We start from the raw sequence: 13,994 nt of genomic DNA, 5'->3' as shown, positions 1-13,994 counted from the left end.
AGTATGAAATTTATGCATTTAGCAGATGCGCACTTAGATAGTCCCTTTCAAGGACTATCTTTTTTGCCATCTAATGAATTTAAAAATATTAAACAATCTACCCAAAAGTCATTCACTAAAGCAATTGATACAGCGTTAGATAGAAATGTAGATTTAGTTTTAATTGCGGGTGATACATTTGATTCAGTTCATCCTAGCCCTCAGAGTCAACTGTTTTTTAATCGTGAAATAAAACGACTGACAGATCAAAAAATTCAAGTTGTGATGATTTTAGGAAATCATGATTATTTGAATCCGGATGAGATGTTATTACCCCAAACACCCTACTTCAAACTTTTAGGCTCTAATGAAGAAGTAGAAGAATTTGAATCTAAAACTAAAGAGGATTTTCCGTATACAGTAGTTGGATTTTCTTATCAACATAATCACATTGAAGCTGATAAGATTAGTGAATTTCCTAAAAAAGGAGATAACTTTACTATTGGTTTAATGCATGCGGGTGCTAAGACTACTACAAATTATCAGAATGTTTATGCTCCATTTACAACGGCTGAAATTAAAGATTTAAATTATGATTACTTTGCCTTGGGTCATATTCATTTACGTCAGACTTTAAGTGAAGAGCCATTAATTGTTTATAGTGGTAATCTCCAGGGGAGACATATTAACGAACAAGGTAGTAAGGGTGTATATATTGGTACAGTAGATGAACCAACTAAAAAAGTAAGTCTAGATTTTATTGAAACAGCACTAATTATTTGGCAAATGGCAACCCTAACTTTGGATCAAGAAATTTCACAAACTGATCTAACAAGACAAATAGTTGAAATTTTGAATAAGAAAAATGTGCAAAAAACTTTATTTGGCTTAACAATTGAAGGAGCCCAATATTTAAGTGAAAAGGAATTAGAATTAGTTAAGGACAGTGATTATTGGCTTCAGCTTTCTAATTCTTTAAAATTTGATTCTAGACTTGTAAAAGTTTATCTGACAAATAATGAAAAACTCCAACTTAGAACAGCCGATACAGAAGCATTTGATCAAGCTGAAAGTGAAACTTTTGAACTAGATAAGATTTATGCGTTAGCTAATGATCTAAGTAAAAAAAGTGACTATGTTGCTGATATTTTAAAGAAACCTGAATTTATTGATGAAGTAAAAGAATTAGCAAAGGTTAAATTGGGACAAAAATTAAAGGATATAAATGATGAAGTTAACTCAAATTAAAATTATTCACTTTGGAAAATTAAATGATGTGACTTTTAATTTGAACAAAGATTTAACGATATTTTTAGGTGCGAATGAAGCTGGAAAAAGTACAACTGTAGCCTTTGTTAAGCAAGTTCTATTTGGCTTTCACCTAAGAACTAATAAATCACCTTTCTTTGAGAATTACCAACCTTTGGATCATGTTAGTCCAATGGGTGGAAGTTTAACTTTTGAAGATACAGATGGAACCTTTATTTTAAGCCGGTTATATGCAAAAGGTGATCCAAAGAGAGGTGTATTAAAAGTTAGTTTAAACGATCAAGAAGTACCAGAGAGTGTATTTTTTGATCGTATCCAAAATATAGATGGTAGTTTTTATACTGACAGCTTTATTTTTAATCAGGATATGATGCGTGAGGTAAATGGATTATCTCAGGCCGAATTAATGGAACAAATTTACTTTTTAGGAGCATCCCAAAGTCACAAATTACTTGATTTAAGAGATGAGTTTTCAAATAATGCTCAGAAGCTTTTTAAAAAGAGTGGACGTAAGCCGATAGTTAATCAATTAATTAATCAAATTCAAGAGCAAAAAGAAGTTTTAGCCCAAACTAATAATGAACTTAATGATTATCGTGAACTTGAAGAAAAATTAACTCAAGAAAAGGAAGAGCTTAAAAAAATTCAAGCTGAACTAGTTGAATTAAATAAAGAAGAGCAAAAAATTAGTCTATTGATGCAAAAGCTAACTAATTTTAAGCAGTATCAGCAACTTAGAGAGGAAGTACAACCTGTTTCCTTTTCTAAAGAGAGTTATGAGAAAGCACAGGCTATTCAAAGTAAGATTTCGGATTTAACAGCTGATATTAAAAATTTAGAGACGCAGCTTGATGAAATTAAGAACAGTAGCGAATTATCTAACAAAGATAAAATTCAAGCATTAGTTGATCATAAGGCCGAAGTTTTATATTGGGAAAGTGAAAGTAAAGATTTGCACCGGCAAATTGAAACTGCCAAGAAAGATTTAGAGTCTTATGAACAGTTTCAGCCAGAAGCAGTTAAATTAAGCAAATTATCAAGTGAAACTCGAACAAAAATCAAAGACGATTATCAAGCTCTAAAGAGTCAAAAGCAAGAAAATAATAATTTGCCAGGAATTTTATCATTAATTTTATTAGTTGCAGGACTTTTTAGTGCAATCGCGATTAACAACTTATTTGTGCGTTTCTTGGGAGTAATGATTGCTTTAGGTGGGCTTGGACTATTTGTTTGGACAAAGCAAACTAATACTAAGAAAAGCCAAAAAGACCAAGAATTTATTGAAAAATATGGACTTGATCCTAATGTCATTGACCTAAATAGTTTGTGGAACGAAGTAGTTCAAATTGAATCTAAAAAGCAAACACTTAGTCAACTAGATCAAGATCAAGCTTCTCTGAATGAAAAGATTCAAGCTTTTGTTCAGGAGTTATATCCTTTTACTCAAAGAAATGTTCAAACATTTTCAGATATTATAAATCAGTTGAATTCGTTACAAAAATTAATTGATCAGAATAATTTGTCTAAGCAACATTTAAATGATGTGGCAGTACATTTACAAGAAAAAAAGAACCAATTAGCTAAGAATAAAATTGATCTTTCTAATTTATTTGCGGCAAGTAAAGTTACTGATTTTGCAGAATTTTCTAAGTTAAAGCAACAAGCCGAAGTACAAGAACAATTGAAGTTGAAAATTGAAGCGCTGCAAAATGATTTGCAAGCTGATCTCGCACAATTAGAAGAAATTGCAAAAGATCCAAATAAATTAACAGAGAATAAGGATCAAATAGAAAAGCAGATTTCTCAAAAGCAAGATCAAATTAATGATCTACATGCAGAGAATGCAAAACTTGAAAATCAGATGCATGTCTTAGCAAATTCTGATAAATATTTTGCTGAAAAACAAAAATTAACTGACCTAGAAACATCATTGGGTGAAAATGTTAAAGAATATTTAGCTAACTTATTAACTAGCAACTGGATCGCGCGAGGCTTAGATTTAGCCTCAAATGAGCGTTTTCCTAAGATGATTGAAGATGCGAAGAAATATTTCAATCTTTTAACTGGTGGAAGATATGTTGATATCCAATTAGATAAAAAACTTAAAGTTAAAAGAGAAGATGGTAAAAAGTTTGATGTTGAATATCTGTCTCGTGGGACAAGTGAGCAATTATATTTTGCTTTGAAATTAGCCTTTGTAGAACAAGTTGCAGATAAAATTGCGTTGCCAATTTTGATTGATGATGCTTTTGTAAACTTTGATGCACAAAGAACCAATTATATTGTCAAATTATTAGAAGAGTTGGCTAAGAAGACACAAGTTTTAATTTTTACAGCACGACAAGATTTAGTAGCTAGTCTTGAGATGGAACCAATAAGAATAGAAAAGGAACAATAATGATAAAGAGGTTGCTTGATTATAATGACGGTGAAGACATGAATTTGGTTTTACTTTTAAAAGATTCAAGTCTTCGTACGAGTAAAAATGGCAAACAATACTTAGTTTTACAATTTAGCGATTCAAGTGGCACAATTAGAGGAAATCTTTGGAACGCTAGTCAACAGGATGCGGATACTTTTAGTCCAGGAACCATCGTGGAATTGAGTGGTAGAAGAGAAGAGTATCAAGATAGACCACAAATAAGAATTTATGATTTGCGAGTAGTGGGGCCAAATGAAGGATATGACTTAAGTCAATTTGTTCATTCAGCTCCAATTAAACAAAAAGATCTTGAAGAAGAAATTAATAAACGTGTATTTGAGATCTTAAATCCAACCTGGAATCGAATTGTCCGCTACTTACTTAAAAAATGGAATAAAGATTTTTTCTCATATCCAGCTGGTAAATCTAACCATCATGCCGTCAGAAATGGACTAGCATTCCATACTGTTTCAATGCTAAGGGATGCAGAAGGAATTGCTAATACTTATCCTCAAATTGATCGGTCACTTCTGTATGCGGGATGCATTTTACATGATATGGGAAAAGTAATTGAACTATCGGGTCCTGTAGCAACGACTTATACGACTGAAGGAAATTTGATTGGACATTTGGTTTTAATTGATGAGCAGATTATGCTAGCAGCTCATGAATTGAAAATTGATGAGCATAGTGAAGACTTAATGCTCTTGCGGCATTTAGTTTTATCACATCATGGCTTACCGGAATATGGTGCAGCTCATCGGCCAGTAGTACTAGAAGCTGAAGTTTTACATAAAATTGATGATTTAGACGCTACAGTTTATGCAATTACTAATGCTTTGCAGCAAACTAAACCAGGAGAATTTACTGAAACTATTAAGTCACAAGACAATCGTAGATTTTACAGGCCTAAAAATGATGATGCTTTAGATAAAGCACCAAAATTAGAGTAAATAAAAACCAAGGTTAATGACGATTTTAACCTTGGTTTTTATATTATGTAAAATTTCTATTTTGAAAGACTATCTGATGAAACGTATTGAGAAAGAACGTTCTTTAAGTCTTTATCCTTAATAGAAACATCAGCACGCTTAAGAACAGTAGCAATTACGCTTCTCATAACGTTTTGGTCTTCAGACATTGATTGATAGATTTGGTTATCAATTTGTTTCTTGTGTTCCTTGAAAGTGCCTTTAGCAGGGTGCTTAATCATTTTAATTACGTGGTAGCCGTATTGAGTCTTAACTGGAGTAGTAGTGATTTCACCAGTCTTAAGCTTAAATGCGGCAGTCTTGAAACTAGAATCTAAAGTAGAATCAGTTGAGTCAAATGCAGGTAGTTTACCAGCATCGTTCTTAGTAGCAGTATCAGTAGAATACTTCTTAGCTAGTTTCTTGAAGTCACCGCCATCTTGTAATTGTTTGATGACATCTTCAGCTGTACTCTTCTTTGAAACAAGAATGTGTTGTACAGTAACTTCTGGTTGATAATTCTTCCAAGCTTTCTTTTCTTGAGCTGGAGTAATCTTCTTGATGTGCTTCAAAGCAGCCTCAGTTAAAAGATTAGTCTTTAAGTTATCTTTAAAGGTAGAAGCGGTCATTCCATTTTGTTCAAGAACTGAGTCAAATTGACTACCATATTGCTTCTTGTACTTATTGTATTCTTTATCAACTTGCTTTTGAGTAACATCTTTGCCGTATTGACTTTCTAGGGCATCAGAAACAATCATGCTGGCAAGAGTTGATTGACCGGCTTGAGATTCTTTCATCTTGTCGTAATATTGTGATTCGGTAATTTTACCGCCCTTATAAGTAACGACAGCTTTACCACCAGAACAAGCAGTAGCACTTAAGGCAATTCCTGCAAAAGCTAGAACAGTAGCTGCTTTTTTCCATGTTTTATTCATAAATTAATTTGCACATCCTTTGCTTAATTACAAGTTCAAATATAACATAAAAACTCCTATTATCCCAATGGACAATAGGAGTTTTCTTGATATTTATAAAAAAGACTAACAAATCTTAAAATTAAAGTTCATTTTTAATTCCATCAGCTGTGTCTTTTGCTTCTTTAGTTAAATTAGAAACATTTTCTTTCATTTGATCAACTTCTGGTTTAATTGAACTTTGAAAATCAGTTAAGTTATTTTGTATGTCTTTAACTGTTTGTTCAGCTTGTGGTAGATTATTCATTAATTCATTAGCAGCTTGTGTAGCTTGCTTTGTACTGGTAACTAATGCAGAAGCATCATTTTTTGTGCCATTTAAAAAGAGCCGAACATCTTCTTTAACTTTATGGCCAGTTTGTGGATTTGGAAGAAGAGAGATCCCCAATCCTGCTAAGCTTCCTAAACCTAATCCGATTCCAAAAAATTTCATTAATTTTCTTCCTTATGTTCTTCTTCGCTTGCGCCAGAGTTACTATCTACTTTTTCTTCATCTTCAGTAGCGTCCTTAACATCATCGCTTGCGTCTTCAAGATCTTCTTTTGCTTCATTTAATTTATTCTTAACTGCAGCAAAGACACGGTCATGGTCAACAGCTTTGAATGAAGCAGCAGAGAAAGCATCAACTAAATCATGAGCCTTGTCCTTGAGTGAAGGACGGTCAGAAACTTCAACTTCTTCGTCACTTGGAGTTTCAGTAGTATCTGTTTCTTCAGTCTTGTTTTCTTCTTTAGGTTGTTCCATTCTCTTTTCTTCGAGTTCATCGTAAATTGTCTTAACCCGGTGAACTGAATCAGTGAAATTATCTGCAGAGTCCTTAACATCACTTCTGATTGAGTTACCACTTAATGGATTCTTAGCGTATGACAATAAGCCACCTGCAACAGTACCTGTAAGAATTCCTAATAAAAATCCAGACATAATGTATACCTCTTATCTATTCAATAATTTTTAACTTAATAACCACCTTTATTGTACCGCATTAAAGAAAAAATTACTCTTATTATAGATTGCTTTTGATAGCGCTTGCAACTGCTTGATAATCTTCTTCTGAATATTCATCTGCATTGTTTACATGAGGAGTAGAAACAGGATCATTTTCGCTTCTACGTGGAATTAAATGAATATGTGAATGCATTACAACTTGTCCAGCGATTTCACCGTTGTTTACTTCAACATTCAATCCCTTAATAGTTGGATCAGACTTTTTAATTGCTTGTGCAATAACAGGAATATATTGTAAAAATCTAGCAGCATCTTCTTGGCTATAATCAAAGAAGTTAACTAAGTGCTTCTTAGGAATAATGAGAGTATGTCCTTTAGTTACTTGAGAAATATCAAGAAAAGCTTTGACATCGTCGTTTTCAAAAACTGTGTAAGAAGGAATTTCTCCTCTAATGATTTTACAAAATAAACAATCCTTTTCTAATTCTGTCATGATAAGACCCCTTTCTTAATGAAAAGAAAATTTAGTTTAACTTATGTTCATGCTATCATAAATATGTATCTTATTGCAGTAGAGAGGAAAAAGTAATGGCACTTAAAATTGAAAATTTAACTGGAGGATACTCCGGGATTAATGTCATTAAAAATGTAAATTTAACAATTGAACCGGGACAAGCTGTTGGTTTAATTGGATTAAATGGTGCTGGTAAATCAACGACCATTAAGCACTTGCTTGGATTATTAAGAATGCAAAAGGGCAAGATTATTTTGAATGGGGTAAGCTTAACTGAAAATCCTGCCGAATTTAAAAAGATGGTTGCTTATATTCCAGAAACCCCAATTTTATATCCGGAACTAACTTTGAAAGAGCATTTAGAGTTAGTAATGCTTACCTATGATTTAGATCATGATCAAGCTTGGGTACGAGCAAAAGAATTATGCAAAATGTTTCGTTTAGAAAATAAGCTGGATTGGCTTCCAATTAACTTTTCTAAAGGGATGAAGCAAAAAGTAATGATTGTAACTAGCTTTTTAGCAAATGCGGACTTGTTAGTAATCGATGAACCATTTACTGGTCTTGATCCCTTAGCGGTAGCTAATTTTATTGATTTAGTTAAAGAAGCTGTTGCTGATCAAAAGATGGTTTTAATGACTACTCATGTTTTAGCTGAAGCACAAGAAGCGGTTCAGACATTTGCCGTCTTAAATAATGGCACAATTGAAACTGAGGGTAGTTTAAATGAAATTAGACAGTTTTATGGATTAAAGCCAAGCGATTCATTTGATCGTTTATATCAAATTTTAAATCAGGAAACGGTGAAGAAGCATGACTGACTTAATTAAGAGTAGACTCAATAAAAACTTTAAAAAGCAGATGCACTATCTAACTCTAGTTTTTAATGATTTTTTTATCTTGGCTTTGATTTTTCTATTTGGAGCCTTAATGTTTTGGTATGCACAAAATATTAAAAAGTGGCCCAATAATCTTTGGTTCTACAGGCCACTCTTAGCCTTGATTTGGACTGCAACTTTGGGAATTGGTCATTTTGCTACTTTATTTGATAGGGCAGATGAACATTTTCTTTTTAATCAAGATAACGAAATGAAGGCGTATTTTAAGCCTTTATATCTGCATAATATGATCTTACCTGTTGTTTTAATTATTCTGGTGTCAGGAATTTTATTGCCTTTTGCGACAATGAGAGCTGGCTTTTCAATTGGTGGCCTGATTTTTATTGTGATTGGTTTGATTATCAGTAAGAATGTACAATTTAAATTGATTGTTAGAAGTTTCTATTTTAACAAATATGATTATTACAATACTTGGTTATATCTAGGAATTAACTTCCTAGTCTTGTATTTTTCCTTTTTAGGCCATTACCCTAATCCAATTATTTATACTACGGTAGCGATTGCTGCTTGGGTTGGAGTAGACTATTTGCCACAAGGAAAGATGTTTGACTGGTATAAGGCATTAGATTATGAAGAAAGAAGAGTAGACTTACTGAATAATTTCTATAGTATGTTTACTGATGTACCAGATAAGAAAGTTCGAATTTCTAGAAGAAAATATTTAGACTTCTTAATTAAAACGACTGATCAAACGCCCAATACTTTTATTTACCAAAGAGTATTATTGCGAGATCCAGAGTACAGTAATTTATTGATTAGAATGATTCTGTTTGCAATTTTATTAATTGCCTGCTTGCAAGATGCAGGTTGGACAATTGGTACTGGTGCCTTGATCATTTTCTTAACACTTTATCAATTGATTCCACTAGGAACAGTATATGAGCATAATATGATGTATCATGTAATGCCAATTCCATTTGCTTCTAGAGGACAGGCACTAAGAAAAGTTCTACAAAAGGGAATGTTACTTGAATGGGAATTAATTAGTTTGGCAATAATAATCTTTTCTCCACAAAAATTAGAAGCATTTGGTGGAATTATTGCTTTATTTGCCTTAACATTCTTATTGCTATATTTTTATTTACCAAGTAAAATTGAACAGTTATTTAAAAAAGTTAGATATTAGGTTGTGAAAAAATGAGATTAAGAAATAAACCTTGGGCTCAAAAATTAGTAGCTGAACATCCAGAAGCAATTTTAAATGAGCCAGATCCAGATAAGAAAATTAACTGGGAAGAAAGATTCGATGATTTTTCTAAGCTTTTAGCAATTGAAATTGGTTCAGGAAAGGGTCAATTCATTACTACTTTAGCTAAAGAACATCCTGAAATGAATTTTATTGGAGTAGAACTCCAAACAACAGCTGCAGGGATGATTTTAAGAACTAAGCTTGAAGAAAAGATCGATAACTTACAATTGATGTGTGCGGATGCTGCTAATATTGCAATGTATTTACCAGAAAACAGCGTAGATATTGTTTATTTAAACTTTTCTGATCCTTGGCCAAAGACACGTCATGAAAAGCGTAGATTAACTTATAAGAGCTTTTTAGATAAGTATCGTCAAATTTTAAAGCCAGAGGGACATTTAGAATTTAAGACAGATAATCGAGGATTATTTGAATATAGTTTAGTAAGTCTTAATAATTATGGGATGAAATTTGACTATGTAAGTCTAGATTTACATCACGCAGATGATGAAATTTTTGAAAGAAATGTTGAGACTGAATATGAACATAAATTTGCAGCTAAGGGTAATCCAATTTACTGCTTGCATGCACATTTTGTAAAATAAATTGATAAAAATATTTTGAAAAGACAAAAAGGTGCCTAGGAAAATTTAATCCTAGGTACTTTTTTAGTCTAATTATTTGTTTTGCAATTTTAATTCTAGAAGTAATTCGTTTGTATAATTGACGGCCCTAAAAAATTTGGTAAAGGCTTTGATATGGTCACTATTATCGACAAAATTATCGAAAGTAAGAATTTCATCATTAAATCCGTCCATCACTTTTAAGGTATCATCTGAAGCAGATTTTAAGTGTGCAGGTAGTCCATTTTTTCGAGTATTGGTGGTAATTGTAGCTGCAATTTTATGATAGGCAGAAATTAATGAGGAAATTTGGTCAATATTTTTTTCAATAATCATAATCCAATTATCAGGATCTTTTCTAATATCTTGAACCATTTCGTCAAAAACTAAGTGTAATTGATAACCGGCGTGGAGTAATTTCTTATTCATATCAACCATTGTTTTTATACCTTCTTTCTATATTTTTATTGTAGATCGTTTTTAAGCTAAAAGATCTGACACTAGATTTTTGAAATAAAAGGATGTAAAATTATTATAACTTATAAAAAGTAAGAAAAGGTGAGATAAATGGAAGAAATTAAAGAATTAACTCCTGAGAAGTTGAAAGAAATTACCAAAAATGGAAAAGTAGTATTACTATTTTCAGCTACATGGTGCCCAGATTGCCGCTTCTTAGACCCATTTTTACCACAAATTGAAAAAGATAATCCTGATGCAAAATTCTATAAGATTGACCGTGATGGATCAATTGATGTAGCCAAAGAATTAAATATCTTTGGAATTCCTAGCTTTGTTGTCTACCAAGATGGCAAAGAAATTGGTAGACTAGTAAATAAGGACAGAAAGACTAAAGAAGAAGTAGAAAACTTCCTTAACTCTCTCAAATAGTCTAGGAAAGGAAATTTACTAGAAATGATTATTTCTACCAATAAAACAAGTTACCCTGATACTTTAATTGTGATTTTGGACCAAGATAAAGGTCGTAGTAAGTTCACAGAGAAAGATCAAGTTACAAGAGTTGAAAATGAAGATGGAGAAGTCATTGGATTTAATTTCTTTAACGTAAGTAGCTTTTTAGACTACGATAAGTTACCAAATGGTGAAGTTAAACCAACACAAGAATTAGTTGATGCTTTAAACAAGAAAATTGCTGAAGCTGGTTTTGATACTAAGCTAGAAATTGGAAAGCCAACTCTTGTTTATGGTTACGTTAAGACTTGTGAAGCACATCCAGATTCAGATCACTTACATGTAACTACTGTTGATGTGGGTAATGGTGAAGAACACCAAATCGTTTGTGGTGCTCCAAATATTGCTCAAGGCCAAATGGTAGTTGTGGCACTTCCTGGTACTTTAATGCCAAATGGTCAACAAATTTGGCCAGGTGCACTTCGTGGTGTTGATTCATACGGTATGATTTGTTCAGCACGCGAATTAGGCTTAGCACATGCTCCTCAAAAGCGTGGTATTATGGTTGTTCCTGACGACTTTAAAGCTGGCGATGAATTTGAACCAACTAAGTGTGATGAATTATTAGCTAGTGGTCAAATTAGCCTTTAAAATAATTCTATTAATTAGTAAAAATTATAAAACCCGGAATTCAGACGAATTTCGGGTTTTCTTGTAAGTTATTGGATAAAAGCAAGCTTAGATTGGGGAGAAACATAAAGTTGATCAAAGAAGTATGTGTTGAAAATTTTACGAATGTACCTTTGATGATTGAACGAGGTGCCAATCGAATAGAACTAAATAATGATTTAACTGTAGGTGGAACGACACCTTCTTTTGGCGTAATTAAAAAGACTGTTGAGTATGCACATAAACATGATGTTCCTGTAATTGTAATGATTAGGCCTCGTGGCGGAAATTTTGTCTATAGTGAGGATGAACTAGAGATAATGATTAATGATATTCAAATATGCAGCTTACTAGATGTCGATGGGGTTACTTTCGGGTGTTTAACTAGGGAAAAACATTTAGATAAGAGGGCAATGAATAGATTGCTTTCAGTGGCTCATATTGTGGACTTAGAAGTTGTGATGCACATGGCATTTAATGAATTAACAGATGCAGAACAAAAAGAAACCATTGATTGGTTATCTAAAAATAGTGTGAAACGCATTCTCACTCATGGTGGACCATTAAATCAACCAATCTCACATACACTTGATAATTTAAAGGAACTAGTCAAACAGGCGAAAAATAAGATAGAAATTTTACCTGGTGGCGGAATTACAAATAAAAACATAGCTGAAATAATTGAACAAATTCATGTAGATCAGGTACATGGCACTAAACTATTAGATAGAATTTAGTTTTGTGTAATTTTAAGCTTCTTTTGATAAGTCAGATAGCATTTTTGACTTTATATATTCCATATGTAGTAGAAAGGCTATTAAGCTATAAATTACAAATTATAAAAAATATATATCTTTATTATGTTATTTAATGGCAATAAGTGATATAGTAAAAATGTAAGAATAATGTTTTTTTATTTGATATATATGGTGAATAAAATAATGGAGCAAGATAGTAATGATGAAGTGCAATATGTACCCGATACTAGACGATCCTCCAGAAATTCTGGGGGGGGGTATAGCCTCACTTATCGGCCAAGTATAAAGAGTATGAGGAGTTTTTTCGATGATTACCATTTTGGGTTGTCACCTACATAAGAATGCTGATGGCGTGGATTGATGATCTGAGACTACTTAATATTTTAGGGTTTGATAAATAATTTATTACAGATTAATAAATATAAAGAAAGTAGGGAGTAAGGATGAGCTAACTACTTTCTAATTAGAACATAACATTGTGTTATGTTCTTTTTTTGTGCTAAAAATGGTAGAATTAAAGCGAATATTTTGGCATAAACGATGGAGATATTAATAATATGTTAGACAAAAACAAACAAATTTGGTTCATTGGTATTAAAGGAACTGGTATGGCATCCTTAGCTCTAGTTTTACATGACTTAGGTTATAACGTTGCGGGTTCAGATATTGAGAAATATACTTTTACACAAGTACCTCTTGAAAAAGCTAGTATTGAAGTAAAAAACTTTGATCCAAAAAATATTAAGAGCAATGCAGAACAAGTAATTGTTAAAGGAAATGCTTTTAAGCAAGATAATCCTGAAGTAGCAGCATGTTTAGACAAAAATGTTGAATGGCAAAGCTATCCTGATACAGTGGAAGAAATTGTACAGATGCATACTTCAATTGGTGTATCCGGTACTCATGGCAAAACCTCAACTACTAGTCTTTTAGCTCACGTTTTAGGTGAAGTAGCTCCTACTTCCTACTTAATTGGTGATGGCCGTGGTAAAGGAGTAGAGGGTTCACGTTTCTTTGTTTATGAAGCTGATGAATACCGTCGTCACTTCTTGGCATATCATCCAGACTACCAAATTATGACTAACATTGACTTTGATCACCCTGATTACTTTAAGGATCAAGATGATTACACTAGTGCTTTCCAAACTGCGGCTGATCAAACTAAGAAGGCTCTCTTCGTTTGGGGAGATGACAAGCGCCTGCAAAGCTTAAAGACTGATATTCCTAAGTATACTTATGGCTTCAAAGACACTGATGATTTTCAAGCAGTTAATATTGAAAAGACAACTACTGGCTCTAAATTTAATGTTTTAGCACATGGGAAAGACCTTGGCCGTTTTGAAATTCACTTGTTTGGTGATCACAGTATTTTAAACACTACTGCTGTAATTGCAGTTGCTTATACTGAAAAAGTTCCAATGGATGATATTAAGGAAGGTCTACTTACTTTCAAGGGTGCAAAAAGACGTTTTGCCGAAAAAGATTTTGGGGATGTTTCCGTAATTGATGATTATGCTCACCACCCAACAGAAATGCGTGCAACTATCCAAGCTGCCCGCCAAAAATTCCCAGATAAAGAATTAGTGGTAGTTTTCCAACCACATACTTTCTCAAGAACTAAGAAATATCAAAAAGATTTTGAAGAAATCTTACGTGATGTAGACAAGGCCTACGTTACTCCTATCTATGCATCTGCCCGTGAAGCAAGTGGAGATATTTCAAGTGAAGATTTGGTAAATAATATTCCTGGTTCAGAAGTAATTGATTTAGACAATATTGCTGATTTAACTAAGCACAAAAATGCAGTTGTAGTATTTATGGGTGCTGGTGATATTCCTAAATATGAAGATGCTTATGAAAAGTTACTTTAATT

The 13,994-nt window shown here is 32.7% G+C and carries 15 protein-coding genes; 10 read left to right on the top strand and 5 right to left on the bottom strand.

The features are described 5' to 3' along the window. The first annotated feature begins 3 nt into the window (after nucleotides 1-3). Genes GTO82_RS07475 through GTO82_RS07465 form a run of 3 tightly spaced genes read left to right on the top strand, consistent with a single transcriptional unit; the run spans nucleotide 4 to nucleotide 4,623 of the window. On the top strand, nucleotides 4-1,227 hold the full coding sequence (locus GTO82_RS07475) for a metallophosphoesterase family protein (RefSeq protein WP_180873080.1): 1,224 nt from the start codon (nucleotides 4-6) through the stop codon (nucleotides 1,225-1,227). Next, nucleotides 1,208-3,646, top strand: a complete 2,439-nt coding sequence (locus GTO82_RS07470; RefSeq protein ID WP_180874111.1) for an AAA family ATPase — start codon at nucleotides 1,208-1,210, stop codon at nucleotides 3,644-3,646. Before GTO82_RS07475 ends, GTO82_RS07470 begins: the two co-directional genes overlap by 20 nt. Continuing rightward, entirely contained in the window at nucleotides 3,646-4,623 is a 978-nt protein-coding gene (locus GTO82_RS07465) for a 3'-5' exoribonuclease YhaM family protein (protein ID WP_180873079.1), read from the top strand. The genes GTO82_RS07470 and GTO82_RS07465 overlap by 1 nt, the downstream gene beginning before the upstream one ends. Before the next feature lie 56 nt (nucleotides 4,624-4,679). On the opposite strand, the gene GTO82_RS07460 is transcribed toward GTO82_RS07465, so the two are convergent. The 4 genes from GTO82_RS07460 to GTO82_RS07445 form a co-directional block, all read right to left on the bottom strand. Next, on the bottom strand, nucleotides 4,680-5,576 hold the full coding sequence (locus GTO82_RS07460; protein WP_004897825.1) for a peptidylprolyl isomerase PrsA: 897 nt from the start codon (nucleotides 5,574-5,576) through the stop codon (nucleotides 4,680-4,682). 121 nt (nucleotides 5,577-5,697) lie between these two features. After that, nucleotides 5,698-6,048: a YtxH domain-containing protein gene (locus GTO82_RS07455; RefSeq protein ID WP_180873078.1), complete on the bottom strand. Its 351-nt coding sequence runs from the start codon at nucleotides 6,046-6,048 to the stop codon at nucleotides 5,698-5,700. After that, the gene (locus GTO82_RS07450) at nucleotides 6,048-6,536 is read right to left on the bottom strand and encodes a YtxH domain-containing protein (RefSeq protein WP_180873077.1); all 489 of its coding nucleotides are present in this window, start codon (nucleotides 6,534-6,536) and stop codon (nucleotides 6,048-6,050) included. The genes GTO82_RS07455 and GTO82_RS07450 overlap by 1 nt, the downstream gene beginning before the upstream one ends. Before the next feature lie 82 nt (nucleotides 6,537-6,618). Then, nucleotides 6,619-7,053, bottom strand: coding sequence for an HIT family protein (locus tag GTO82_RS07445; protein ID WP_155693014.1), 435 nt, complete (start codon nucleotides 7,051-7,053; stop codon nucleotides 6,619-6,621). Nucleotides 7,054-7,148: 95 nt separating this feature from the next. On the opposite strand from GTO82_RS07445, the gene GTO82_RS07440 reads away from it, so the two are divergent. Genes GTO82_RS07440 through trmB form a run of 3 tightly spaced genes read left to right on the top strand, consistent with a single transcriptional unit; the run spans nucleotide 7,149 to nucleotide 9,767 of the window. Further along, entirely contained in the window at nucleotides 7,149-7,895 is a 747-nt protein-coding gene (locus GTO82_RS07440; RefSeq protein ID WP_180873076.1) for an ABC transporter ATP-binding protein, read from the top strand. Next, nucleotides 7,888-9,099, top strand: coding sequence for an ABC transporter permease (locus GTO82_RS07435; RefSeq protein ID WP_180873075.1), 1,212 nt, complete (start codon nucleotides 7,888-7,890; stop codon nucleotides 9,097-9,099). Before GTO82_RS07440 ends, GTO82_RS07435 begins: the two co-directional genes overlap by 8 nt. An 11-nt stretch (nucleotides 9,100-9,110) precedes the next feature. Beyond that, on the top strand, nucleotides 9,111-9,767 hold the full coding sequence (trmB, locus tag GTO82_RS07430; protein WP_180873074.1) for a tRNA (guanosine(46)-N7)-methyltransferase TrmB: 657 nt from the start codon (nucleotides 9,111-9,113) through the stop codon (nucleotides 9,765-9,767). A gap of 72 nt (nucleotides 9,768-9,839) precedes the next feature. Here the strand turns inward: trmB and GTO82_RS07425 are convergent, their stop codons facing one another. Further along, entirely contained in the window at nucleotides 9,840-10,223 is a 384-nt protein-coding gene (locus GTO82_RS07425) for a hypothetical protein (RefSeq protein ID WP_180873073.1), read from the bottom strand. Nucleotides 10,224-10,352: 129 nt separating this feature from the next. On the opposite strand from GTO82_RS07425, the gene GTO82_RS07420 reads away from it, so the two are divergent. The 4 genes from GTO82_RS07420 (at nucleotide 10,353) to murC (ending at nucleotide 13,992) form a co-directional block, all read left to right on the top strand. After that, entirely contained in the window at nucleotides 10,353-10,673 is a 321-nt protein-coding gene (locus GTO82_RS07420) for a thioredoxin family protein (RefSeq protein ID WP_011162352.1), read from the top strand. Between the two features lie 24 nt (nucleotides 10,674-10,697). Further along, nucleotides 10,698-11,345, top strand: coding sequence for a YtpR family tRNA-binding protein (ytpR, locus tag GTO82_RS07415; protein ID WP_004897815.1), 648 nt, complete (start codon nucleotides 10,698-10,700; stop codon nucleotides 11,343-11,345). A 110-nt stretch (nucleotides 11,346-11,455) separates the two neighbouring features. Next, nucleotides 11,456-12,100: a copper homeostasis protein CutC gene (locus GTO82_RS07410; RefSeq protein WP_180873072.1), complete on the top strand. Its 645-nt coding sequence runs from the start codon at nucleotides 11,456-11,458 to the stop codon at nucleotides 12,098-12,100. Nucleotides 12,101-12,678: 578 nt separating this feature from the next. Further along, nucleotides 12,679-13,992 carry a UDP-N-acetylmuramate--L-alanine ligase gene (gene murC, locus GTO82_RS07405; RefSeq protein WP_180873071.1) on the top strand — a complete coding sequence of 438 codons (1,314 nt, stop codon included), beginning with the start codon at nucleotides 12,679-12,681 and terminating at the stop codon, nucleotides 13,990-13,992. Nucleotides 13,993-13,994 lie beyond the last annotated feature (2 nt).

This window comes from Lactobacillus johnsonii, assembly GCF_013487865.1.
In the GTDB taxonomy this organism is placed as follows: Bacteria; Bacillota; Bacilli; order Lactobacillales; family Lactobacillaceae; genus Lactobacillus; species Lactobacillus johnsonii_A.
Note: the sequence above shows the minus strand (reverse complement) of the source record. Positions and strands in the feature narration are given on the sequence as shown.

What these genes read in the sequence shown, in the direction of transcription:
- GTO82_RS07475 (WP_180873080.1), top strand. Translation starts at nt 4, where the DNA reads ATGAAATTTATGCATTTAGCAGATGCGCACTTAGATAGTCCCTTTCAA.
- GTO82_RS07470 (WP_180874111.1), top strand. Translation starts at nt 1,208, where the DNA reads ATGAAGTTAACTCAAATTAAAATTATTCACTTTGGAAAATTAAATGAT.
- GTO82_RS07465 (WP_180873079.1), top strand. Translation starts at nt 3,646, where the DNA reads ATGATAAAGAGGTTGCTTGATTATAATGACGGTGAAGACATGAATTTG.
- GTO82_RS07460 (WP_004897825.1), bottom strand. Translation starts at nt 5,576, where the DNA reads ATGAATAAAACATGGAAAAAAGCAGCTACTGTTCTAGCTTTTGCAGGA.
- GTO82_RS07455 (WP_180873078.1), bottom strand. Translation starts at nt 6,048, where the DNA reads ATGAAATTTTTTGGAATCGGATTAGGTTTAGGAAGCTTAGCAGGATTG.
- GTO82_RS07450 (WP_180873077.1), bottom strand. Translation starts at nt 6,536, where the DNA reads ATGTCTGGATTTTTATTAGGAATTCTTACAGGTACTGTTGCAGGTGGC.
- GTO82_RS07445 (WP_155693014.1), bottom strand. Translation starts at nt 7,053, where the DNA reads ATGACAGAATTAGAAAAGGATTGTTTATTTTGTAAAATCATTAGAGGA.
- GTO82_RS07440 (WP_180873076.1), top strand. Translation starts at nt 7,149, where the DNA reads ATGGCACTTAAAATTGAAAATTTAACTGGAGGATACTCCGGGATTAAT.
- GTO82_RS07435 (WP_180873075.1), top strand. Translation starts at nt 7,888, where the DNA reads ATGACTGACTTAATTAAGAGTAGACTCAATAAAAACTTTAAAAAGCAG.
- trmB (WP_180873074.1), top strand. Translation starts at nt 9,111, where the DNA reads ATGAGATTAAGAAATAAACCTTGGGCTCAAAAATTAGTAGCTGAACAT.
- GTO82_RS07425 (WP_180873073.1), bottom strand. Translation starts at nt 10,223, where the DNA reads ATGGTTGATATGAATAAGAAATTACTCCACGCCGGTTATCAATTACAC.
- GTO82_RS07420 (WP_011162352.1), top strand. Translation starts at nt 10,353, where the DNA reads ATGGAAGAAATTAAAGAATTAACTCCTGAGAAGTTGAAAGAAATTACC.
- ytpR (WP_004897815.1), top strand. Translation starts at nt 10,698, where the DNA reads ATGATTATTTCTACCAATAAAACAAGTTACCCTGATACTTTAATTGTG.
- murC (WP_180873071.1), top strand. Translation starts at nt 12,679, where the DNA reads ATGTTAGACAAAAACAAACAAATTTGGTTCATTGGTATTAAAGGAACT.